The organism is Streptococcus sp. Marseille-Q7156, assembly GCF_965119495.1.
In genome coordinates, this window is sequence record NZ_CBCPLU010000001.1 from 304,603 (window position 1) to 325,580 (window position 20,978).

Consider the following 20,978-nt stretch of genomic DNA (forward strand, 5'->3'; position numbering starts at 1 on the left):
ATACGCTTATAAATAGGAGAATACAAATGAAATTTAGAAAACTAGCTTGTACAGTGCTTGCGGGTGCTGCGATTCTTGGTCTTGCTGCTTGTGGAAATTCTGGTGGAAGTAAAGATGCTGCAAAATCTGGTAGCGATAGCGGAAAAACAGAAATCACTTGGTGGGCATTCCCAGTCTTCACTCAAGAAAAAACTGGTGACGGTGTTGGAACTTATGAAAAATCTATCATCGCAGCCTTTGAAAAAGCAAACCCAGATGTTAAAGTGAAATTGGAAACCATCGACTTTAAGTCAGGTCCAGAAAAAATCACTACAGCTATCGAAGCCGGTACAGCTCCGGACGTCCTCTTTGACGCACCAGGACGTATCATCCAATACGGTAAAAATGGAAAATTGGCTGACTTGAACGATCTCTTCACAGATGACTTTGTTAAAGATGTCAACAATGAAAACATTGTAAAAGCAAGTAAAGCTGGCGATAAAGCTTATATGTATCCAATCAGTTCAGCACCATTCTACATGGCTATGAACAAGAAAATGTTGGAAGAAGCTGGAGTTGCGAATCTTGTAAAAGAAGGCTGGACAACAGACGACTTTGAAAAAGTATTGAAAGCACTCAAAGCTAAAGGCTATACACCAGGTTCATTGTTCAGTTCAGGTCAAGGGGGAGACCAAGGAACACGTGCCTTTGTAGCAAACCTTTACGGAGCTTCTGTAACAGATAAAGATGTTACTAAGTATACAACTGATGATCCTAAATTCGTTAAAGGTCTTGAAAAAGCAGCTAGCTGGATTAAAGATGGTTTGTTGAACAATGGTTCACAATTTGATGGTGGTGCAGACATCCAAAACTTTGCTAACGGTCAAACATCTTACACAATCCTTTGGGCACCAGCTCAAAATGGTATCCAAGCTAAACTCTTGGAAGCAAGTAAAGTAGAAGTAGTAGAAGTACCATTCCCATCTGATTCTGGTAAACCAGCTCTTGAGTACCTTGTAAACGGATTTGCAGTATTCAACAACAAGGACGACAAGAAAGTTGCTGCTTCTAAGAAATTTGTTCAATTTATCGCAGATGATAAAGAATGGGGTCCAAAAGATGTTGTTCGTACAGGAGCATTCCCAGTTCGTACATCATTTGGTAAACTCTATGAAGACAAACGTATGGAAACAATCGGTGCTTGGACTAAGTACTACTCTCCATACTACAATACAATTGATGGTTTTGCAGAAATGAGAACTCTATGGTTCCCAATGTTGCAATCAGTTTCAAATGGCGACCAAAAACCAGCTGATGCATTGAAAGCATTTACTGAAAAAGCAAACGAAACTATCAAAAAAGCTACTAAACAATAAACCCTAAACCAGATTTTGTAGCCCCTTTTCCCTTTGCACGCTTGTGTAAGAAAAGGGGGCTTTTATTTAAAAGGTAAATCATCATTCTCTTAGGAGATTATCAATAAAAAGAAAAGGAAAGAGAGGTGCCTACAGTGAAAGTTAATAAAATTCGTATGAGAGAAACCGTTATTTCTTATGCTTTCCTAGCGCCAGTTTTATTCTTCTTTGTTGTCTTTGTTTTAGCACCAATGATTATGGGCTTCATCACAAGTTTCTTTAACTATTCTATGACTAGTTTCCAATTTGTGGGCTTAGATAACTATATCCGTATGTTTAAAGATCCTGTCTTTACAAAATCTCTGATTAACACAGTTATTTTGGTTATTGGATCAGTTCCTGTAGTTGTTCTCTTCTCGCTCTTTGTAGCGTCACAAACCTACCATCAAAATGCTATCGCTAGATCTTTCTATCGTTTCGTATTCTTCCTTCCAGTTGTTACAGGTAGTGTTGCCGTAACAGTTGTATGGAAATGGATTTATGATCCACTATCAGGTATCTTGAACTTTGTTCTTAAATCAAGTCATATTATTTCTCAAAACATTTCATGGCTTGGTGATAAGCACTGGGCATTGATGGCAATTATGATTATCCTCTTGACAACTTCAGTTGGTCAACCGATTATCCTCTACATCGCTGCTATGGGTAATATTGATAATTCATTGGTCGAAGCTGCCCGCGTTGATGGTGCAACTGAGTTTCAAGTTTTCTGGAAGATTAAATGGCCAAGCCTTCTTCCAACAACTCTTTATATCGCAATCATCACAACAATTAATTCATTCCAATGTTTTGCCTTGATTCAGCTTTTGACATCTGGTGGTCCAAACTACTCTACAAGCACCTTGATGTACTACCTATACGAAAAAGCCTTCCAATTGACAGAGTATGGCTATGCCAACACAATTGGTGTCTTCTTGGCAGTTATGATTGCTATCGTAAGTTTTGTTCAATTTAAAGTACTCGGAAACGACGTAGAATACTAAAGAAAGGAGACAGCTATGCAATCTACAGAAAAAAAACCATTAACAGCCTTTACTGTTATTTCAACAATCATTTTGCTCTTGTTGACTGTGCTGTTCATCTTTCCATTCTACTGGATTTTGACAGGTGCCTTCAAGTCACAGCCTGATACCATTATGATTCCACCACAATGGTTCCCTAAAATGCCAACCATGGAAAACTTCCAACAACTCATGGTACAAAACCCTGCTATGCAGTGGATGTGGAACTCAGTATTTATCTCATTGGTAACCATGTTCTTAGTCTGTGCAACTTCATCTCTAGCAGGTTATGTATTGGCTAAAAAACGTTTCTATGGTCAACGTATCCTCTTTGCAATCTTTATTGCTGCCATGGCTCTTCCAAAACAAGTTGTCCTTGTACCATTGGTACGTATCGTCAACTTCATGGGAATCCACGATACTCTCTGGGCAGTTATCTTGCCTTTGATTGGATGGCCATTTGGGGTCTTCCTTATGAAACAATTTAGTGAAAATATTCCAACAGAGTTGCTTGAATCAGCTAAAATCGATGGTTGTGGTGAGATTCGTACTTTCTGGAGCGTAGCCTTCCCAATTGTGAAACCAGGGTTTGCGGCTCTTGCAATCTTTACCTTCATCAATACTTGGAACGACTACTTCATGCAGTTGGTAATGTTGACTTCACGTAACAATTTGACTATTTCACTCGGTGTTGCGACCATGCAAGCCGAAATGGCAACCAACTATGGTTTAATCATGGCAGGTGCAGCTCTTGCTGCTGTGCCAATCGTAACAGTCTTCTTAGTCTTCCAAAAATCCTTCACACAAGGTATTACTATGGGAGCTGTTAAAGGATAAGAAACGATTTCTTTTACAGTATCAATTGGCTATTGCTAGCACTATCTAAAAGCCTCCGACAGTAAATGACACTGTTGGAGGTGTTAGTTTTAATCGCTTAATGACGATTTTTAAAGGAGAAAATAATGATTTTTGACGATTTGAAAAATATTAGCTTTTATAAAGGAATTCATCCAAATCTTGACAAGGCAATTGATTATCTTTATGAACATCGTAAAGATTCGTTCGAGTTAGGAAAATATGATATTGATGGTGACAAGGTCTTTCTAGTTGTTCAAGAAAATGTCCTAAATAAAGCTGAAAATGACCAGTTTGAACATCACAAGAACTATGCAGACTTGCATTTGTTGGTAGAAGGGCATGAATATTCTAGCTACGGTTCACGTATTAAAGATGAAGCAGTAGCATTTGACGAAGCAAGTGACATTGGTTTTGTCCATTGTCATGAACATTACCCACTCTTGTTGGGTTATCACAATTTTGCGATTTTCTTCCCAGGAGAGCCACATCAACCAAATGGTTATGCAGGTATGGAAGATCAAGTCCGCAAGTATTTGTTTAAAATTTTAATTGATTAGAAATAATATGAACTGCTTTTCTGTGAGGTTTTGATAATACTCTACTATGATATTTATATTTGTGAGGTAGAGAAATGAGATCTTATTGTCAGTATGTTTATTCAGAAATGCTATAGGTATGGCAGGAGAGAAGCTTAACAGAGTCTCTATGTCTGCGGCAGCAAGAGTAGGACTATTGACCAAGATTTCTGGATGGATTTTACGAATAGCTGTGAATGTAGCTGATGTATATGGTAATTTTGCCTACAATATTGCTGCAGCTTGGGATGCACATGATAAAATCCCTAACAATGGTCGTATAAACTTTTAAAATGCGAGAATGAAAGCACTTTGTATTTTTTTATTGAATATGTTAGCTTGGACAGTGCTTGCAATGATAGTCCGTGGAGGGCTAGATGGATTTAATGAGCATACTTGGAGTACTATTTTAATTGCTTCGCTGTCCGGGATATATATAGATTATATGTCCATAGATAAAAATAGAAAAAAGTCCAAAAGAAAAAAGAAAAAATAGATTTGTTCATGGTAGGGACTTATGAAAGCTTTACTGACAAAAAAGAAAACAGTTTACAAAGAAAAATGATGGAGGAGCAAACATGTCACAAAAAGGAAGAAGTCTCATCAAGGCTGCATTTGATACAGATAATTTTCTAATGCGAATTAGTGAGAAAGTTTTAGATATTGTAACAGTCAATCTTCTCTTTGTAGTAACTTGTTTACCGGTTGTAACGATTGGGGTAGCCAAAATTAGTCTCTATCAGACGATGTTTGAAGTCAAGCAAAGTAGACGTGTTCCAGTTTTTAGAACCTATCTAAGAGTTTTCAGACAAAATCTGAAACTAGGTTTTCAGTTGGGGTTGTTGGAGTTAGGAATTGTGTTTCTAACTCTTTCAGATCTCTATCTTTTCTGGGGTCAAACAGCTCTGCCCTTCCAATTGGTGAAAGCTATTTGTCTAGGTATTCTTATCTTCCTCACTATTGTGATGTTGGCTAGTTACCCTATTGCGGCACGTTATGACCTATCTTGGAAAGAAATTCTTCAAAAAGGATTAATGTTGGCTAGTTTTAATGCTCCTTGGTTTATCTTGATGATCGTAATTATCTTTTTGATTTTGATGATTCTATATCTATCAGCCTTTACCCTTCTATTGGGAGGATCAGCTTTTATTCTTTTTGGTTTTGGACTTCTTGCTTTTTTACAAGTAGGAGTGATGGAAAAGCTATTTGCTAAGTATGAGTAAGGGTTGCAATTATTTCTGAAACTACTTTCAAAGGCTCCAAACGCTATTCTATAAGCAAGAAACTAAAATCTAAGTGTCTACAAGATATTGAAAGCCTTTTCGGTAAAGTGTATACTAAAGAAGTAAAGAAAGAATCTGCTTTAGCAGAAAATAAAAATAATAGGAGAAAATCTATGTCAGATTTAAAAAAATACGAAGGTGTCATTCCAGCCTTCTACGCATGTTATGATGAACAAGGAGAAGTAAGTCCAGAACGTACACGTGCCTTGGTTCAATACTTCATTGATAAAGGTGTTCAAGGTCTCTATGTCAATGGTTCTTCTGGTGAATGTATCTACCAAAGCGTTGAAGACCGCAAGTTGATTTTGGAAGAAGTGATGGCAGTTGCCAAGGGCAAATTGACAATCATTGCTCACGTAGCTTGCAACAATACTAAAGACAGTATGGAACTGGCTCGCCATGCAGAAAGTTTGGGAGTAGATGCTATTGCAACGATTCCGCCGATTTATTTCCGCTTGCCAGAATACTCAGTTGCTAAATATTGGAACGATATCAGTTCTGCAGCTCCAAATACAGACTACGTGATTTATAACATTCCTCAATTGGCAGGGGTTGCTTTGACTCCAAGCCTTTACACAGAAATGTTGAAAAATCCTCGTGTTATCGGTGTTAAGAACTCTTCTATGCCAGTACAAGATATCCAAACCTTTGTGAGCCTCGGTGGAGAAGACCATATCGTCTTCAATGGTCCAGATGAACAGTTCTTAGGTGGCCGTCTCATGGGTGCTAAAGCTGGTATCGGTGGTACTTACGGTGCTATGCCAGAACTCTTCTTGAAACTTAACCAATTGATTGCGGATAAAGATTTGGAAACAGCGCGTGAATTACAATACGCTATCAACGCTATCATTGGTAAACTCACTTCTGCACATGGAAATATGTATGGTGTCATTAAAGAAGTCTTGAAGATCAATGAAGGACTTAATATTGGATCTGTTCGTTCACCTTTGACACCAGTGACTGAAGAAGATCGTCCAGTTGTGGAAGCAGCTGCAGCCTTGATTCGTGAAACTAAGGAGCGCTTCCTCTAATCCATAAGGAGGTATTTATGACTAACTACATTGCAATTGATATCGGTGGAACTAACATCAAGTATGGTTTGGTTGATCAAGAGGGGCAACTTCTTGAATCGCATGAGATACCGACAGAGGCACATAAGGGTGGCCCCCATATTTTAGAGAAAACCAAACAGATTGTAGCTAGTTATCTTGAAAAAGATTCTGTAGCAGGTGTTGCCATTTCTTCAGCAGGTATGGTGGATCCTGACAAGGGTGAGATTTTCTATGCAGGCCCACAGATTCCAAACTATGCAGGTACACAGTTCAAGAAGGAAATCGAGACTAGCTTTGATATTCCTTGTGAAATTGAAAATGATGTTAACTGTGCAGGCCTTGCTGAGGCGGTATCTGGTTCAGGCAAGGGAGCGAGTGTCACCCTTTGCTTGACTATTGGAACAGGTATCGGTGGTTGTTTGATTATGGATGGGAAAGTCTTCCATGGTTTTAGCAATTCAGCCTGCGAAGTTGGTTATATGCATATGCAGGATGGAGCGTTCCAAGATTTGGCTTCTACAACAGCTTTAGTGAAATATGTAGCTGAAGCACATGGAGAAGATGTTGATCAGTGGAATGGCCGACGCATCTTTAAGGAAGCCACTGAAGGCAACAAGATTTGTATGGCTGGTATTGACCGTATGGTAGACTATCTAGGAAAAGGTCTGGCAAATATTTGCTATGTGGCTAATCCAGAAGTAGTCATTCTCGGTGGTGGTATCATGGGACAAGAGGCTATCCTCAAACCCAAGATCCGCACAGCCTTGAAAGAGGCTTTGGTACCAAGTTTGGCTGAGAAAACAAGATTAGAATTCGCCCATCATCAAAATACAGCAGGTATGTTGGGAGCTTATTATCATTTTAAAACAAAACAATCCTAGTTTGGAGTTATAGAATTAAGAAGAGCATTTAATCACTACTCGAGTGAAAAATGTTCTACTTAATTCTTTTTTTGATGATAGAAAAGCTATAAATTATATGCAAAATAGCGGAAAGACCTACCAAGACTATCATGCGACATTGCTTTATTGGTATGAGAAAGACAAAGAAGAATTACAAAAAAGAACGTTAGGAGCAGATTTCCTATCATCGAAAAATATATGAGAGGAGATTCCCTTTAAGATAGCCGTAGAAGCTGATGTAAGCTCTTTACTTTGTTTCTAAATACTAAACTTAAGCTGGGAAGAAAAAGTGATATAATGAGTTAGATGAGAAATTGACAAATTAGAATTTATGGAGATAGTGAAATGATCAGGAAATATTCTGACAGTGATTTAGATGCAGTAATGCAAATATGGTTAATTACGAATGTTCAGGTACATAGTTTTATATCTCCTGATTACTGGAAAAACAATTTTGATGTGGTAAAAGAAATGCTACCACTTGCAGAAATATATGTACATGAAATTGACAGTGCGAACAGGATCGATGGATTTATTGGATTAAATGACGACTATATTGAAGGAATCTTTATAAAAGAGGTAGCACAGTCAAAGGGAGCCGGAAAACAGCTATTGGATCATGTGAAGAAAATCAAGTCCACTCTAAGATTGAACGTTTATCAAAAAAATCAGAGAGCCATTCAATTTTACCTGCGAGAGGAATTTAGCATTCAATCTGAAAGTTTAGATAGTAATACGGGAGAAAAAGAATTGATAATGGTATGGAATCGTTAAATCCCAGTTTTTTCAAGTAAAAAATAGGATATTACCAAGAGAAAGTAAATAGCCGATACTTTCTTTTTTGTTAAAAATTTAAAAATGGAAAGGAGAATTTATGGAAGAACTTAAAAACGCAGATAAAAAGCATTAACAGAAAGAGAAAAGTTGGAAAGACCACCTATGAGCTTATTATCACTTTAAAACAAAACAATCCTAGTTTGGCTCAGCCAAACTAGGATTTTCTGACACGTTTTTGTCTACGATAGCCGTTGAGTTTTTTATTTTCCCAGTAGCTATTAAAGATTTTTTCCTTGCTTTCGCGATTGATTTCCAAAAAGTAGGCATAAATCAAATCGATAAAGAAGAGCATAGGAAGTTGAGCGGATATTCGTTGGATATAGGAAGGTTGGCTGTGGCTAGCAACGAGAACGGTCTCTGTGTAGGCCTGACTATCTTTATTGGGAACACTTGAAAAGAGTACAGTCTTTGCCCCCATCTCCTTGGCATCTAATAAACTGTCTAAAATAGAGGGAGTTGTGCCAGAAAGTGAGAAACCAAGTACGAGACAATTTTCGTCCATAATGCTGGTTGTCCAAGCAAAGCCGTCTTGATCGGTCAAAGCCTCGCAGACCACACCCAGACGCATGAAGCGTAATTTCATTTCACGAGCAACAAGACCAGAACTCCCTGTTCCGAAGAAGTAGACACGCTCAGCATCTTCGATTAATTGGGCAATTCGTTCTAGTTGGACTTCGTCAATCAAGTCTTGTGTTTGTTCCCTCATATTGCTATAGCTTCTGAGGACTCGTTTGGTCAGTGGACTGTGCTTGGAGACTTGGTTGACTTGATTTTCTGTCTGATGTTGGTATTGGAAAATAAATTCTCGGTAGCCAGTAAAGCCACACTTTTTAGCAAAGCGGGTCAAAGCAGCTTGAGAAATATGTAATTTTTGAGTGACCTGTTGAGAAGATAAATCATCTGTAATCGTTTCAGTTTGCAAAAAATAGCGAGCGATTTCTTGCTCTAGGTCTGTCATTTCTTCAAAATGTGAATCAATGATAGTTGTGATATCTGGTTTGTCCATAGGGAAGGCTCCTTTAAATGAGTCGTGTTGGAAAAAGACTAGATTATTGAACTTTTACATTCATTATAACATATAATATAGGGATGAATAAATAAAAACGCATCTTACTGTAAAAACGAAAAAAAGCTTCTTTCTTTTCCATAATTTTCTGCTCAAATTGTGGTACAATTAAGAGTAAGATTTTAAGTTAGAAATGAGACTGATTTGTATGAGAAAATTTAACAGCCATTCGATTCCGATACGGCTTAATTTATTGTTTTCAATTGTCATTTTGCTCTTTATGACCATTATTGGTCGTTTGTTGTATATGCAGGTTTTGAACAAGGATTTTTACGAAAAAAAGCTAGCCTCAGCTAGTCAGACCAAGGTCACAACCAGTTCTGCCCGTGGGGAAATTTATGATGCTAGTGGAAAACCTTTGGTAGAAAATACGTTAAAGCAGGTTGTTTCCTTTACGCGTAGCAACAAAATGACGGCTGCAGACTTAAAAGAAATAGCTAAAAAGTTACTGACTTATGTGAGCATCAGTTCTCCAAATTTGACAGAACGCCAGCTGGCTGATTACTATTTGGCTGATCCTGAAATCTATAAAAAAACAGTGGAAGCTCTCCCAAGTGAGAAACGCTTGGATTCAGATGGCAATCGCCTATCCGAATCAGAACTGTATAACAATGCGGTCGATAGTGTCCCAACAAGTCAACTAAACTATACAGAGGATGAAAAGAAAGAAATCTATCTTTTTAGTCAGTTAAATGCTGTTGGAAACTTTGCGACAGGAAGCATTGTGACGGATTCTTTGACAGATACCCAGATTGCTCTGATTGCCTCCGCTTCCAAGAAATTACCTGGTATCAGTATTTCTACTTCTTGGGAAAGAAAAGTTTTAGAAACTTCCCTTTCCTCTATAATTGGTAGTGTGTCGAGTGAAAAAGCTGGTCTCCCAGCGGAAGAAGCAGATGCTTATCTTAAAAAAGGTTATTCTCTAAATGACCGTGTTGGGACCTCTTATCTAGAAAAGCAATACGAGGAAACCTTGCAAGGTAAACGCTCGGTGAAGGAAATTCATCTAGATAAGTACGGCAACATGGAAAGTGTCGAAAATATCGAAGATGGTACCAAAGGGAATAATATTAAACTGACCATTGATTTGACCTTCCAAGATAGCGTGGATGCTTTGCTAAAAAGTTATTTCAATTCAGAGTTGGGAAATGGTGGAGCTAAGTATTCTGAAGGTGTGTATGCAGTCGCCCTTAATCCCAAAACAGGTGCTGTTTTATCCATGTCAGGGATCAAACATGACTTGAAAACAGGCGAGTTAACATCGGATTCCTTGGGAACGATAACCGATGTCTTTGTCCCAGGTTCGGTTGTAAAAGCGGCAACTATTAGTTCTGGTTGGGAGAATGGAGTCTTGTCAGGGAACCAGACCTTGACAGACCAACCGATTGTCTTCCAAGGCTCAGCTCCAATTAATTCTTGGTATACTGCCTTTTCTGTGCCAATGCCGATTACGGCAGTCCAAGCTCTGGAGTATTCATCTAATGCCTATATGATCCAAACAGTTCTAGGTCTTATGGGGCAGACCTACCAACCCAATATGTTTGTCGGCACCAGCAATCTAGAATCTGCTATGGGTAAATTGCGTTCAACCTTTGGTGAATATGGCTTGGGCTCTGCGACCGGAATTGATCTACCAGATGAATCTACTGGATTTGTTCCCAAAGACTATAGCTTTGCTAATTACATTACTAATGCCTTTGGGCAGTTTGATAACTATACGCCCATGCAGTTGGCTCAGTATGTAGCAACTATTGCAAATGATGGTGTTCGTGTGGCTCCTCGTATTGTTGAAGGCATTTATGGCAATAATGATAAGGGAGGCCTGGGCGACTTGATTCAGCAACTGCAACCGACAGAGATGAATAAGGTCAATATATCCGACTCCGATATGAGTGTCTTGCACCAAGGTTTTTATCAGGTTGCTCATGGGACTAGCGGATTGACAACTGGACGTGCCTTTTCAAATGGTGCCTTGGTATCCATTAGCGGAAAAACGGGTACAGCCGAAAGCTATGTGGCAGATGGTCAGGAAGCAACCAATACCAATGCGGTAGCCTATGCCCCATCTGATAATCCCCAAATCGCTGTTGCAGTGGTCTTTCCTCATAATACCAATCTAACAAATGGTGTAGGACCTTCCATTGCGCGTGACATTATCAATCTGTATCAAAAATACCATCCAATGAACTAGAAAGGAATTTATGCTTTATCCAACACCTATTGCCAAGCTGATTGACAGTTATTCCAAGTTACCAGGTATCGGGATTAAGACGGCTACGCGTCTGGCCTTTTATACGATTGGGATGTCTGATGACGATGTCAATGAATTTGCAAAAAATCTCCTTTCTGCTAAGAGAGAATTGACCTACTGTTCTATTTGTGGACGTTTGACAGACGACGATCCTTGTTCTATCTGTACCGATCCGACTCGTGACCAGACAACGATTTTGGTGCTAGAGGATAGTAGGGATGTGGCGGCCATGGAGAACATTCAAGAATACCACGGGCTCTATCATGTCTTACATGGTCTTATTTCTCCCATGAATGGTATCAGTCCAGATGATATCAATCTCAAGAGCCTCATGACTCGTCTGATGGATAGTGAGGTTTCAGAAGTAATCGTAGCAACCAATGCCACAGCAGATGGGGAAGCGACTTCCATGTATCTTTCCCGCTTACTCAAGCCAGCTGGGATCAAGGTTACGCGCTTGGCACGAGGCCTTGCTGTGGGAGCAGATATCGAGTATGCGGACGAAGTGACCCTCTTACGGGCTATTGAAAATCGAACAGAGTTGTAAGTGTAGACAAATTTACGAACTCCATTCATTTATAAAAAATTAAGGAGGCTGAAAATCGTTCATATCGGCCTCTTTTTGTATAGTGTGATGAGTAGGATCAGGTTCAAGTTTTAAAAAAACAAGCAAATATGATATACTAAAGAGCGAGTATTCTAGTAGAATTAGGACAAATAATATGAAACAAACGATTATTCTTTTATATGGTGGACGGAGTGCGGAACGCGAAGTCTCTGTCCTTTCAGCGGAAAGTGTCATGCGTGCGGTCAATTACGACCGTTTCACAGTTAAGACTTTCTTTATCAGCCAGTCTGGTGACTTTATCAAAACGCAGGAATTTAGTCAGACTCCAGGTCAAGAGGACCGTCTCATGACCAATGAAACCATTGATTGGGATAAGCAGGTTGCACCAAGTGCTATTTACGAAGAAGGTGCAGTTGTCTTTCCAGTTCTTCACGGTCCGATGGGAGAAGATGGCTCTGTTCAAGGATTCTTGGAAGTTTTGAAAATGCCGTATGTCGGATGTAATATCTTGTCATCTAGCCTTGCCATGGACAAAATCACTACCAAGCGTGTTTTAGAATCTGCTGGCATTGCCCAAGTTCCTTATGTGGCTATCGTTGAAGGGGATGATGTGATTGCTAAAATCGCTGAAGTGGAAGAAAAATTGACTTATCCAGTCTTCACTAAGCCGTCCAACATGGGTTCTAGTGTCGGTATTTCCAAATCTGAAAATCAAGAAGAACTCCGTCAAGCCTTGAAACTTGCCTTCCAATATGACAGCCGTGTTTTGGTTGAACAAGGGGTGAACGCCCGTGAAATCGAGGTTGGTCTCTTGGGCAACTACGATGTCAAAAGCACCCTTCCAGGAGAAGTAGTCAAGGATGTTGCCTTTTATGACTACGATGCTAAGTATATTGACAACAAGATTACTATGGACATCCCAGCCAAAATCAGTGATGATGTGGTAGCTGTCATGCGTCGAAATGCTGAAACAGCCTTCCGTGCGATTGGTGGGCTCGGTCTATCTCGTTGCGATTTCTTCTATACAGATAAGGGAGAGATTTTCCTAAACGAGCTTAATACCATGCCAGGCTTCACCCAGTGGTCTATGTACCCACTACTTTGGGACAATATGGGAATCAGCTACCCAGAACTAATCGAGCGTTTGGTTGACCTTGCCAAGGAAAGTTTTGACAAGCGCGAAGCGCATTTGCTATAAAAATGAAAGAGAGGGTAGAAGCCAGAACCGTCACTGCAAGGTGGTCAGAGTTCTCGGACTTCAACCCTTTTTAAAGGAGTAGAAATGAAACTTACAATTCATGAAGTTGCCCAAGCTGTTGGAGCTAAAAATGATGTCAGTATTTTTGCAGATGCTCAGTTAGAAAAGGCTGAGTTTGACAGTCGTTTGATTGAGACTGGAGATTTATTTGTGCCCCTCAAGGGTGCGCGTGATGGTCATGGCTTTATCGAAACAGCCTTTGAAAATGGTGCAGCAGTAACCTTGTCTGAGAAAGAGGTCGCAAATCATCCTTACATTCTAGTAGATGATGTCTTGACTGCATTTCAAAAACTAGCTGCCTACTATCTTGAAAAAACGGCAGTTGATGTCTTTGCAGTTACAGGTTCAAATGGTAAGACAACGACCAAGGATATGTTGGCACACTTGCTATCAACAACCTACAAGACCTACAAAACACAGGGCAATTACAATAACGAGATCGGCCTTCCCTACACAGTTCTTCATATGCCTGAAGGGACAGAAAAGTTGGTCTTGGAGATGGGACAGGATCACTTTGGAGATATTCATCTCTTGTCAGAATTGGCTCGTCCAAAAACAGCCATCGTGACCTTGGTTGGAGAAGCTCATTTGGCATTTTTCAAAGATCGTTCTGAGATTGCTAAAGGAAAAATGCAAATTGCAGATGGTATGGCATCGGGTTCTTTGCTTTTGGCACCGGCTGACTCTATTGTAGAGGACTACTTGCCAGCTGATAAAAAGGTGGTTCGTTTTGGGCAAGGAGCAGAGCTGGAAATCACAGACTTGATTGAGCGCAAGGACAGTCTGACCTTTAAGGCTAATTTCTTGGAACAAGCCCTCGATTTGCCAGTGACTGGTAAGTACAATGCCACTAATGCCATGATTGCGTCTTATGTTGCCCTACAAGAAGGGGTTTCAGAGGAGCAAATTCATAAGGCTTTCCAAAACCTTGAATTGACGCGTAACCGTACCGAATGGAAGAAAGCAGCCAATGGAGCAGATATCTTATCAGATGTTTACAATGCCAATCCAACTGCTATGAAGCTGATTTTAGAGACTTTCTCTGCCATTCCAGCCAATGAAGGTGGCAAAAAAATCGCTGTCTTGGCGGACATGAAGGAACTTGGTGACCAGTCTATTCAACTCCATAACCAGATGATTTTGAGCCTCTCGCCAGATGTGCTTGATACCGTTATTTTCTATGGAGAAGATATTGCTGAATTAGCCCAATTGGCCAGTCAAATGTTCCCAATTGGCCACGTTTACTACTTCAAGAAAACAGAAGACCAAGACCAATTTGAAGACCTAGTCAAGCAGGTTAAGGAAAGTCTAGGAGCTAATGACCAAATCTTGCTCAAAGGCTCTAACTCTATGAACCTAGCCAAGTTGGTAGAAAGTTTAGAAAATGAATGCTAGTGATTTTGCCAAGTATCTTCAAAGAATGATTGCCCTTACAGATACTGGATTAACCTTTACAAAAGATCCTTTCGACCGTGAGCGCTACGAAGACTTGCGAGGCCTTTTATCTGAAATGTTGAATCAGGCATTAGACCTTGATGCCGAAGAAGTGGCAGAAGTTTTGAAGCCAACTTCCGCTTATGCAACTCCGTTAATGGACGTCCGTGCTTGGATAGTTGAGGACGAAAAGATTTGTCTGGTTAGGGGACAAGGAGAGAATGATTGGGCTTTGCCAGGTGGCTTTGGTGAGGTCGGTTATTCACCAACTGAAAATATTCTCAAGGAAATTGAAGAAGAAACCGGTTTTGAAGCTAAAGTAGAAAGACTACTAGCTGTTTTTGATACAAATCGTTTCCAACTACAGAGCAAGCAATATGCAAAGTTTGTTTTTGAATGTAAGCTTCTTAATGGACAATTCCAAAAAAATCAAGAAATTGCTGACCTTCAATTTTTTGCCATTGACCAACTGCCATCCTTATCTGAAAAACGCATTACCACGGAGCAAATAGAGATTCTTTGGCAGGTTTATCAAGGTCAGAGGGAGCAATATCTTGATTAAGAAGATGATTATCGTATTTCTAAATTCATTTTTGACAAATAGCATGGTATAATAAAATGCAGGAAAATTTTGAATCATGAGGAATACTAGATGAATTTATGGGATATTTTTTTTACGACCCAAGCAACAGAGCCACCCAAGTTCGATCTTTATTGGTATGTCAGTATATTTACACTCTTGGCCTTGACCTTCTATACAGCCTATCGTTATCGTGAAAAGAAGGTTTACCAACGATTTTTCCAAATCTTGCAGGCCGTTCAGTTAATCCTTCTTTATGGTTGGTATGGGGTCAATCATATGCCACTGTCGGAAAGTTTACCCTTTTACCATTGCCGTATGGCTATGTTTGTGGTGCTCTTGCTTCCTGGTCAGTCTAAATATAGGCAGTATTTTGCATTACTAGGAACATTTGGGACATTAGCTGCCTTTGTTTATCCAGTGCCAGATCCCTATCCTTTCCCACATATTGCCATTTTGTCCTTTATCTTTGGGCACTTAGCTCTCTTGGGGAACTCACTGGTTTATCTCTTGAGACAGTACGATGCGAGAATGCTAGATGTGAAAAGAATTTTTCTCATGACCTTTGCATTAAATGCCTTAATTTTTGTGGTCAATTTGGTAACAGGTGGAGATTACGGATTCTTGACCAAACCGCCATTGGTTGGAGACCACGGCTTAGTAGCTAATTATTTAATCGTTTCTCTGGCCTTGTCAGCGGCGATTACGTTGACAAAGAAAATTTTGGAACTATTTTTAGAACAAGAAGCAGAAAAAATGATTGCAAAGAAAGCTTAGAAATGAGCTTTCTTTTTTGTACAATAGACAGATTGTTGACAAAGTTTACAGTGAATGAATTTCTGAACAGAAAAACTAAAAAATTGGCTGGTAAATTTAGGAAAAAACTGAGCACGATGAGATTTTTTGTGTTATAATATTCTGTGAATAGCTATGCCTACGTTTAGCTATTGAATATTACGAAGTTAGAAACTTGGAAGATAGAGAGGATGCGATGTAATGGCTAGAGAAGGCTTTTTTACAGGTCTAGATATTGGAACAAGCTCTGTCAAGGTGCTTGTAGCTGAGCAGAGAAATGGTGAATTAAATGTAATTGGCGTGAGTAATGCCAAAAGTAAAGGTGTAAAGGATGGGATTATCGTTGATATTGATGCAGCAGCAACTGCTATCAAATCAGCAATTTCCCAAGCAGAAGAAAAAGCAGGCATCTCAATTAAATCAGTGAATGTTGGTTTACCAGCTAATCTCTTACAGGTAGAACCAACTCAAGGAATGATTCCAGTAACATCTGATACCAAGGAAATTATGGATCAAGATGTCGAAAATGTTGTCAAATCAGCTTTGACAAAGAGTATGACACCTGATCGTGAAGTTATCACATTCATTCCTGAGGAATTTATTGTGGATGGTTTTCAAGGGATTCGTGATCCACGTGGTATGATGGGGGTTCGCCTTGAAATGCGTGGTTTACTTTATACAGGTCCTCGCACTATTTTACATAACCTACGTAAGACAGTTGAACGTGCAGGTGTTCAGGTTGAAAATATTATTATTTCACCACTAGCAATGGTTCAATCGATTTTGAATGAAGGTGAACGTGAATTTGGTGCTACAGTGATTGATATGGGGGCAGGTCAAACGACTGTTGCTACAATCCGTAACCAAGAACTCCAGTTTACCAATATTCTCCAAGAAGGCGGAGATTATGTAACTAAGGATATTTCTAAAGTCTTGAAGACATCACAGAAACTAGCTGAAGGTTTGAAATTAAACTATGGAGAGGCTTATCCTCCTCTCGCAAGTAAAGAAACATTCCAAGTCGAAGTGATCGGGGAAGTAGAACCTGTTGAAGTAACAGAAAATTACTTGTCAGAAATTATTTCTGCACGTATTAAGCATATTTTTGAACAAATCAAACAAGACTTAGACAGAAGACATTTATTGGATCTTCCTGGTGGCATTGTTTTGATTGGTGGAACCGCTATTTTACCGGGTATTGTGGAACTTGCTCAAGAAGTTTTTGGTGTTCGTGTCAAGCTTTATGTTCCAAACCAAGTTGGAATTCGTAATCCAGCCTTTGCGCATGTGATTAGTCTATCAGAATTCGCGGGACAATTGACAGAAGTACATCTCTTGGCTCAACGAGCAGTCAAGGGTGATGAAGGATTATTCCAACAACCGCTTAGTTTTGGGGGAATGATTCAGAAAACAGCTCAGTTTGTACAATCAACGCCTGTTCAACCAGCCCCTGCTCCAGAAGTAGAGCCGGTGGCGCCTACAGAACCAATGGCGGATTTCCAACAAGCTTCACAAAATAAACCGAAATTAGCAGATCGTTTCCGTGGCTTGATCGGAAGCATGTTTGACGAATAAAGAGGAAAAATAAATTATGACATTTTCATTTGATACAGCTGCTGCTCAAGGTGCAGTGATTAAAGTAATTGGTGTCGGTGGAGGTGGTGGCAATGCCATCAACCGTATGGTCGACGAAGGTGTTACAGGCGTAGAATTTATCGCAGCAAACACAGATGTACAAGCATTGAGTAGTACAAAAGCTGAGACTGTTATTCAGTTGGGACCTAAATTGACTCGTGGTTTGGGTGCAGGAGGTCAACCTGAGGTTGGTCGTAAAGCTGCTGAAGAAAGCGAAGAAACACTGACTGAAGCTATCAGTGGCGCAGATATGGTCTTCATCACTGCTGGTATGGGAGGAGGCTCTGGAACTGGAGCTGCTCCTGTTATTGCTCGTATCGCCAAAGATTTGGGCGCTCTTACAGTTGGTGTTGTAACACGTCCGTTTGGTTTTGAAGGAAGCAAACGTGGACAATTTGCTGTAGAAGGAATCAATCAACTACGTGAGCATGTAGATACTCTATTGATTATTTCAAACAACAATTTGCTTGAAATTGTTGATAAGAAGACACCGCTTTTGGAGGCCCTTAGCGAAGCAGATAACGTTCTTCGTCAAGGTGTTCAAGGAATTACCGATTTGATTACCAATCCAGGATTGATTAACCTTGACTTTGCCGATGTGAAAACAGTTATGGCAAATAAAGGGAATGCTCTTATGGGTATTGGTATCGGTAGTGGAGAAGAACGTGTGGTAGAAGCAGCACGTAAGGCAATCTATTCACCACTTCTTGAAACAACAATTGATGGAGCAGAAGATGTGATTGTTAACGTAACTGGTGGTCTCGATTTAACCTTGATTGAGGCAGAAGAGGCTTCACAAATTGTGAACCAGGCAGCGGGACAAGGAGTAAACATCTGGCTCGGTACTTCAATTGATGAAAGTATGCGTGATGAAATTCGTGTAACAGTTGTCGCAACGGGTGTTCGTCAAGACCGTGTAGAAAAGGTTGTGGCTCCACAAGCTAGACCGACTACCAACTACCGTGAGACAGTGAAACCATCTCATTCACATGGCTTTGATCGTCATTTTGATATGGCAGAAACAGCTGAATTGCCAAAACAAAATCAACGTCGCTCGGAACAAGCTCAAGGATCTGCTTTTGGTGATTGGGATTTACGTCGCGAGACAATTGTTCGTCCGACTGATTCAGTAGTGTCACCGGTAGAACGTTTTGAAATTCCAAATTCACAAGATGAAGATGAGTTGGATACACCTCCATTTTTCAAAAATCGTTAAGTAAATGAATGTAAAAGAAAATACAGAACGTGTTTTTCGAGAAGTCACAGAAGCAAGTCTGAGTGCTCATCGCGAGAGTGGCTCAGTCTCTGTCATTGCAGTTACCAAGTATGTAGATGTACCGACAGCGGAAGCCTTGCTTCCGTTAGGGGTTCATCATATCGGTGAAAATCGTGTAGATAAGTTTCTAGATAAATATCAAGCTTTAAAAGATCGAGATGTGACTTGGCATTTGATTGGTACATTACAAAGACGTAAGGTGAAAGATGTCATTCAATACGTTGATTATTTCCATGCATTGGATTCAGTAAAGCTAGCAGAGGAAATCCAAAAAAGAAGTGACCGAGTCATCAAGTGTTTCCTTCAAGTAAATATTTCTAAAGAAGAAAGTAAACACGGCTTTTCGAGAGAGGAACTGCTGGAAGTCTTGCCAGAGTTAGCCAAACTAGATAAGATTGAATATGTTGGTTTAATGACGATGGCACCTTTTGAGGCTAGCAGTGAGCAGTTGAAAGAAATTTTCAAGGCGACCCAAGATTTACAAAAAGAAATCCAAGAAAAACAAATTCCAAATATGCCTATGACCGACTTAAGCATGGGAATGAGTCGTGATTATAAAGAAGCGATTCAATTCGGTTCCACCTTTGTTCGCATAGGTACAGCATTTTTTAAGTAGGAGAGAACCATGTCTTTAAAAGATAGATTCGATAGATTTATAGATTATTTTACGGAGGATGAGGATTTAAGTCTCCCTAATGAAAAACGAGATGAGCCCATTTTAACTCCAGTAAATTCTACACAGGAAAAGGCTCTCTCAACGAATCAAACACCAAGCACAAGTGGTACAAAAGAAAATAATATTACTAGACTGCATGCACGTCAACAAGAGTTAGCAAAGCAAAATCAGCATTCTACTGAAAAAGTAACAATTGATGTTCGTTATCCTAGAAAATATGAAGATGCGATAGAAATTGTTGATTTATTAGCAGGAAACGAAAGTATTTTGATTGATTTTCAATATATGACTGAAGTGCAAGCTCGTCGTTGTTTAGATTATCTGGATGGAGCTTGCCATGTTCTAGCTGGAAATTTGAAAAAGGTAGCTTCTACCATGTACCTGTTGACACCAGTGAATGTTATTGTAAATGTTGAAGATATTCGTTTACCAGATGAAGATCAACAGGGTGAGTTTGATTTTGATATGAGACGAAATAGAGTACGATAATGATTTTTTTAATTCGTATGATTTATAATGCAGTGGATATTTACTCCCTGATTTTGGTGGCCTTTGCTGTCATGTCTTGGTTTCCAGGCGCCTACGAATCAAGTTTGGGTCGTTGGATTGTAGCATTGGTAAAACCAGTGCTTGCTCCTTTGCAACGCCTGCCTTTACAGATAGCAGGTCTTGATTTATCTGTTTGGGTTGCGATTGTTTTGATTCGATTTTTAGGAGAAAACCTAGTCCGTTTTCTGGCGATGATAGGATGAATAAAGGGATTTACCAGCATTTCTCCATAGAAGATCGTCCATTTCTTGATAAGGGAATGGAATGGATAAAGAAGGTAGAAGATAGCTATGCTCCTTTTTTAACTCCTTTTATCAATCCTCATCAGGAGAAACTATTAAAGATTTTGACCAAAACTTATGGTCTTGCTTGTAGCAGTAGTGGGGAATTCGTCTCGAGTGAGTATGTTCGAGTTTTATTATACCCAGATTATTTCCAGCCAGAGTTTTCAGATTTTGAAATATCTCTCCAGGAAATAGTGTATTCCAATAAATTTGAACACTTAACGCATGCTAAGATTTTAGGGACAGTCATCAATCAATTAGGGATTGAACGGAAACTTTTTGGAGATATCCTAGTGGATGAAGAACGGGCGCAGATTATGATTAATCAGCAGTTTCTTCTTCTCTTTCAAGATGGATTAAAGAAAATTGGCCGTATACCTGTTTCGCTGGAGGAACGTCCTTTCACCGAGAAAATAGATAAGCTAGAACAGTATCGAGAGCTGGATTTATGTGTGTCTAGTTTTAGATTAGATGTTCTTTTATCAAATGTTTTAAAACTATCTAGGAATCAAGCAAACCAGTTGATTGAAAAGAAACTTGTCCAAGTAAATTATCATGTGGTAGACAAATCAGATTATACTGTTCAAGTTGGAGACTTGATTAGTGTGAGAAAATTTGGGCGCTTGAGGTTGCTTCAAGATAAGGGACAAACAAAAAAAGAGAAGAAAAAAATAACCGTCCAGTTATTATTAAGTAAGTGAGGA

The 20,978-nt window shown here is 39.6% G+C and carries 23 protein-coding genes; 22 read left to right on the forward strand and 1 reads right to left on the reverse strand.

The features are described from left to right. The first annotated feature begins 26 nt into the window (after positions 1 to 26). The 10 genes from ACWPV5_RS01620 (at position 27) to ACWPV5_RS01665 (ending at position 7,839) form a co-directional block, all read left to right on the forward strand. A complete protein-coding gene (locus ACWPV5_RS01620; protein WP_414395925.1) occupies positions 27 to 1,355 on the forward strand; it encodes an ABC transporter substrate-binding protein in 1,329 nt (442 codons plus the stop codon). Positions 1,356 to 1,510: 155 nt separating this feature from the next. After that, positions 1,511 to 2,377: a carbohydrate ABC transporter permease gene (locus ACWPV5_RS01625; RefSeq protein ID WP_153223647.1), complete on the forward strand. Its 867-nt coding sequence runs from the start codon at positions 1,511 to 1,513 to the stop codon at positions 2,375 to 2,377. Positions 2,378 to 2,392: 15 nt separating this feature from the next. Further along, positions 2,393 to 3,232, forward strand: coding sequence for a carbohydrate ABC transporter permease (locus tag ACWPV5_RS01630; RefSeq protein WP_153223582.1), 840 nt, complete (start codon positions 2,393 to 2,395; stop codon positions 3,230 to 3,232). Between the two features lie 125 nt (positions 3,233 to 3,357). Next, positions 3,358 to 3,810 carry a YhcH/YjgK/YiaL family protein gene (locus ACWPV5_RS01635; RefSeq protein ID WP_000575436.1) on the forward strand — a complete coding sequence of 151 codons (453 nt, stop codon included), beginning with the start codon at positions 3,358 to 3,360 and terminating at the stop codon, positions 3,808 to 3,810. 112 nt (positions 3,811 to 3,922) lie between these two features. After that, the gene (locus ACWPV5_RS01640) at positions 3,923 to 4,120 is read left to right on the forward strand and encodes a hypothetical protein (protein ID WP_454383423.1); all 198 of its coding nucleotides are present in this window, start codon (positions 3,923 to 3,925) and stop codon (positions 4,118 to 4,120) included. A gap of 9 nt (positions 4,121 to 4,129) precedes the next feature. Next, a complete protein-coding gene (locus tag ACWPV5_RS01645; protein WP_025169385.1) occupies positions 4,130 to 4,324 on the forward strand; it encodes a hypothetical protein in 195 nt (64 codons plus the stop codon). 82 nt (positions 4,325 to 4,406) lie between these two features. Beyond that, a complete protein-coding gene (locus ACWPV5_RS01650; protein ID WP_261036569.1) occupies positions 4,407 to 5,051 on the forward strand; it encodes a YesL family protein in 645 nt (214 codons plus the stop codon). A 173-nt stretch (positions 5,052 to 5,224) separates the two neighbouring features. After that, positions 5,225 to 6,142, forward strand: coding sequence for a dihydrodipicolinate synthase family protein (locus ACWPV5_RS01655; RefSeq protein WP_001281525.1), 918 nt, complete (start codon positions 5,225 to 5,227; stop codon positions 6,140 to 6,142). Between the two features lie 17 nt (positions 6,143 to 6,159). Next, the gene (locus ACWPV5_RS01660) at positions 6,160 to 7,044 is read left to right on the forward strand and encodes an ROK family protein (RefSeq protein ID WP_454382043.1); all 885 of its coding nucleotides are present in this window, start codon (positions 6,160 to 6,162) and stop codon (positions 7,042 to 7,044) included. Positions 7,045 to 7,410: 366 nt separating this feature from the next. Then, complete coding sequence (locus ACWPV5_RS01665; protein WP_454382044.1) at positions 7,411 to 7,839, forward strand: GNAT family N-acetyltransferase; 429 nt, start codon at positions 7,411 to 7,413, stop codon at positions 7,837 to 7,839. Between the two features lie 217 nt (positions 7,840 to 8,056). Here the strand turns inward: ACWPV5_RS01665 and ACWPV5_RS01670 are convergent, their stop codons facing one another. Next, on the reverse strand, positions 8,057 to 8,908 hold the full coding sequence (locus tag ACWPV5_RS01670; protein ID WP_454382045.1) for a MurR/RpiR family transcriptional regulator: 852 nt from the start codon (positions 8,906 to 8,908) through the stop codon (positions 8,057 to 8,059). Positions 8,909 to 9,101: 193 nt separating this feature from the next. On the opposite strand from ACWPV5_RS01670, the gene pbp2b reads away from it, so the two are divergent. From pbp2b to ACWPV5_RS01730, 12 genes are all read left to right on the forward strand, one after another. Beyond that, the gene (gene pbp2b / locus ACWPV5_RS01675; RefSeq protein WP_454382046.1) at positions 9,102 to 11,159 is read left to right on the forward strand and encodes a penicillin-binding protein PBP2B; all 2,058 of its coding nucleotides are present in this window, start codon (positions 9,102 to 9,104) and stop codon (positions 11,157 to 11,159) included. 10 nt (positions 11,160 to 11,169) lie between these two features. Continuing rightward, positions 11,170 to 11,766, forward strand: coding sequence for a recombination mediator RecR (recR, locus tag ACWPV5_RS01680; protein WP_000966754.1), 597 nt, complete (start codon positions 11,170 to 11,172; stop codon positions 11,764 to 11,766). Between the two features lie 175 nt (positions 11,767 to 11,941). Beyond that, complete coding sequence (locus ACWPV5_RS01685; protein ID WP_454382047.1) at positions 11,942 to 12,985, forward strand: D-alanine--D-alanine ligase; 1,044 nt, start codon at positions 11,942 to 11,944, stop codon at positions 12,983 to 12,985. A gap of 84 nt (positions 12,986 to 13,069) precedes the next feature. Then, a complete protein-coding gene (locus ACWPV5_RS01690; RefSeq protein WP_454382048.1) occupies positions 13,070 to 14,440 on the forward strand; it encodes a UDP-N-acetylmuramoyl-tripeptide--D-alanyl-D-alanine ligase in 1,371 nt (456 codons plus the stop codon). Continuing rightward, on the forward strand, positions 14,430 to 15,041 hold the full coding sequence (locus tag ACWPV5_RS01695; RefSeq protein ID WP_454382049.1) for an NUDIX hydrolase: 612 nt from the start codon (positions 14,430 to 14,432) through the stop codon (positions 15,039 to 15,041). Before ACWPV5_RS01690 ends, ACWPV5_RS01695 begins: the two co-directional genes overlap by 11 nt. A 90-nt stretch (positions 15,042 to 15,131) precedes the next feature. Next, complete coding sequence (locus ACWPV5_RS01700) at positions 15,132 to 15,836, forward strand: YwaF family protein (protein ID WP_001055256.1); 705 nt, start codon at positions 15,132 to 15,134, stop codon at positions 15,834 to 15,836. A 219-nt stretch (positions 15,837 to 16,055) separates the two neighbouring features. Next, complete coding sequence (gene ftsA / locus ACWPV5_RS01705; RefSeq protein WP_000090384.1) at positions 16,056 to 17,429, forward strand: cell division protein FtsA; 1,374 nt, start codon at positions 16,056 to 16,058, stop codon at positions 17,427 to 17,429. 16 nt (positions 17,430 to 17,445) lie between these two features. Then, a complete protein-coding gene (gene ftsZ / locus ACWPV5_RS01710; RefSeq protein ID WP_023943741.1) occupies positions 17,446 to 18,705 on the forward strand; it encodes a cell division protein FtsZ in 1,260 nt (419 codons plus the stop codon). 4 nt (positions 18,706 to 18,709) lie between these two features. After that, on the forward strand, positions 18,710 to 19,381 hold the full coding sequence (locus ACWPV5_RS01715; protein WP_261044946.1) for a YggS family pyridoxal phosphate-dependent enzyme: 672 nt from the start codon (positions 18,710 to 18,712) through the stop codon (positions 19,379 to 19,381). Between the two features lie 9 nt (positions 19,382 to 19,390). Further along, positions 19,391 to 19,930: a cell division protein SepF gene (locus tag ACWPV5_RS01720; RefSeq protein ID WP_049531827.1), complete on the forward strand. Its 540-nt coding sequence runs from the start codon at positions 19,391 to 19,393 to the stop codon at positions 19,928 to 19,930. Continuing rightward, positions 19,930 to 20,193 (forward strand): YggT family protein, encoded by a 264-nt coding sequence (locus tag ACWPV5_RS01725; protein ID WP_000576512.1) that lies wholly within the window; start codon positions 19,930 to 19,932, stop codon positions 20,191 to 20,193. The genes ACWPV5_RS01720 and ACWPV5_RS01725 overlap by 1 nt, the downstream gene beginning before the upstream one ends. Continuing rightward, positions 20,190 to 20,975, forward strand: a complete 786-nt coding sequence (locus ACWPV5_RS01730) for a YlmH family RNA-binding protein (protein ID WP_060805386.1) — start codon at positions 20,190 to 20,192, stop codon at positions 20,973 to 20,975. The genes ACWPV5_RS01725 and ACWPV5_RS01730 overlap by 4 nt, the downstream gene beginning before the upstream one ends. Positions 20,976 to 20,978 lie beyond the last annotated feature (3 nt).

Excerpts from the sequence above, each read along its gene's own strand:
- ACWPV5_RS01620 (WP_414395925.1), top strand. The coding sequence starts at position 27 with ATGAAATTTAGAAAACTAGCTTGTACAGTGCTTGCGGGTGCTGCGATT.
- ACWPV5_RS01625 (WP_153223647.1), top strand. The coding sequence starts at position 1,511 with ATGAGAGAAACCGTTATTTCTTATGCTTTCCTAGCGCCAGTTTTATTC.
- ACWPV5_RS01630 (WP_153223582.1), top strand. The coding sequence starts at position 2,393 with ATGCAATCTACAGAAAAAAAACCATTAACAGCCTTTACTGTTATTTCA.
- ACWPV5_RS01635 (WP_000575436.1), top strand. The coding sequence starts at position 3,358 with ATGATTTTTGACGATTTGAAAAATATTAGCTTTTATAAAGGAATTCAT.
- ACWPV5_RS01645 (WP_025169385.1), top strand. The coding sequence starts at position 4,130 with ATGAAAGCACTTTGTATTTTTTTATTGAATATGTTAGCTTGGACAGTG.
- ACWPV5_RS01650 (WP_261036569.1), top strand. The coding sequence starts at position 4,407 with ATGTCACAAAAAGGAAGAAGTCTCATCAAGGCTGCATTTGATACAGAT.
- ACWPV5_RS01655 (WP_001281525.1), top strand. The coding sequence starts at position 5,225 with ATGTCAGATTTAAAAAAATACGAAGGTGTCATTCCAGCCTTCTACGCA.
- ACWPV5_RS01660 (WP_454382043.1), top strand. The coding sequence starts at position 6,160 with ATGACTAACTACATTGCAATTGATATCGGTGGAACTAACATCAAGTAT.
- ACWPV5_RS01665 (WP_454382044.1), top strand. The coding sequence starts at position 7,411 with ATGATCAGGAAATATTCTGACAGTGATTTAGATGCAGTAATGCAAATA.
- ACWPV5_RS01670 (WP_454382045.1), bottom strand. The coding sequence starts at position 8,908 with ATGGACAAACCAGATATCACAACTATCATTGATTCACATTTTGAAGAA.
- pbp2b (WP_454382046.1), top strand. The coding sequence starts at position 9,102 with ATGAGACTGATTTGTATGAGAAAATTTAACAGCCATTCGATTCCGATA.
- recR (WP_000966754.1), top strand. The coding sequence starts at position 11,170 with ATGCTTTATCCAACACCTATTGCCAAGCTGATTGACAGTTATTCCAAG.
- ACWPV5_RS01685 (WP_454382047.1), top strand. The coding sequence starts at position 11,942 with ATGAAACAAACGATTATTCTTTTATATGGTGGACGGAGTGCGGAACGC.
- ACWPV5_RS01690 (WP_454382048.1), top strand. The coding sequence starts at position 13,070 with ATGAAACTTACAATTCATGAAGTTGCCCAAGCTGTTGGAGCTAAAAAT.
- ACWPV5_RS01695 (WP_454382049.1), top strand. The coding sequence starts at position 14,430 with ATGAATGCTAGTGATTTTGCCAAGTATCTTCAAAGAATGATTGCCCTT.
- ACWPV5_RS01700 (WP_001055256.1), top strand. The coding sequence starts at position 15,132 with ATGAATTTATGGGATATTTTTTTTACGACCCAAGCAACAGAGCCACCC.
- ftsA (WP_000090384.1), top strand. The coding sequence starts at position 16,056 with ATGGCTAGAGAAGGCTTTTTTACAGGTCTAGATATTGGAACAAGCTCT.
- ftsZ (WP_023943741.1), top strand. The coding sequence starts at position 17,446 with ATGACATTTTCATTTGATACAGCTGCTGCTCAAGGTGCAGTGATTAAA.
- ACWPV5_RS01715 (WP_261044946.1), top strand. The coding sequence starts at position 18,710 with ATGAATGTAAAAGAAAATACAGAACGTGTTTTTCGAGAAGTCACAGAA.
- ACWPV5_RS01720 (WP_049531827.1), top strand. The coding sequence starts at position 19,391 with ATGTCTTTAAAAGATAGATTCGATAGATTTATAGATTATTTTACGGAG.
- ACWPV5_RS01725 (WP_000576512.1), top strand. The coding sequence starts at position 19,930 with ATGATTTTTTTAATTCGTATGATTTATAATGCAGTGGATATTTACTCC.
- ACWPV5_RS01730 (WP_060805386.1), top strand. The coding sequence starts at position 20,190 with ATGAATAAAGGGATTTACCAGCATTTCTCCATAGAAGATCGTCCATTT.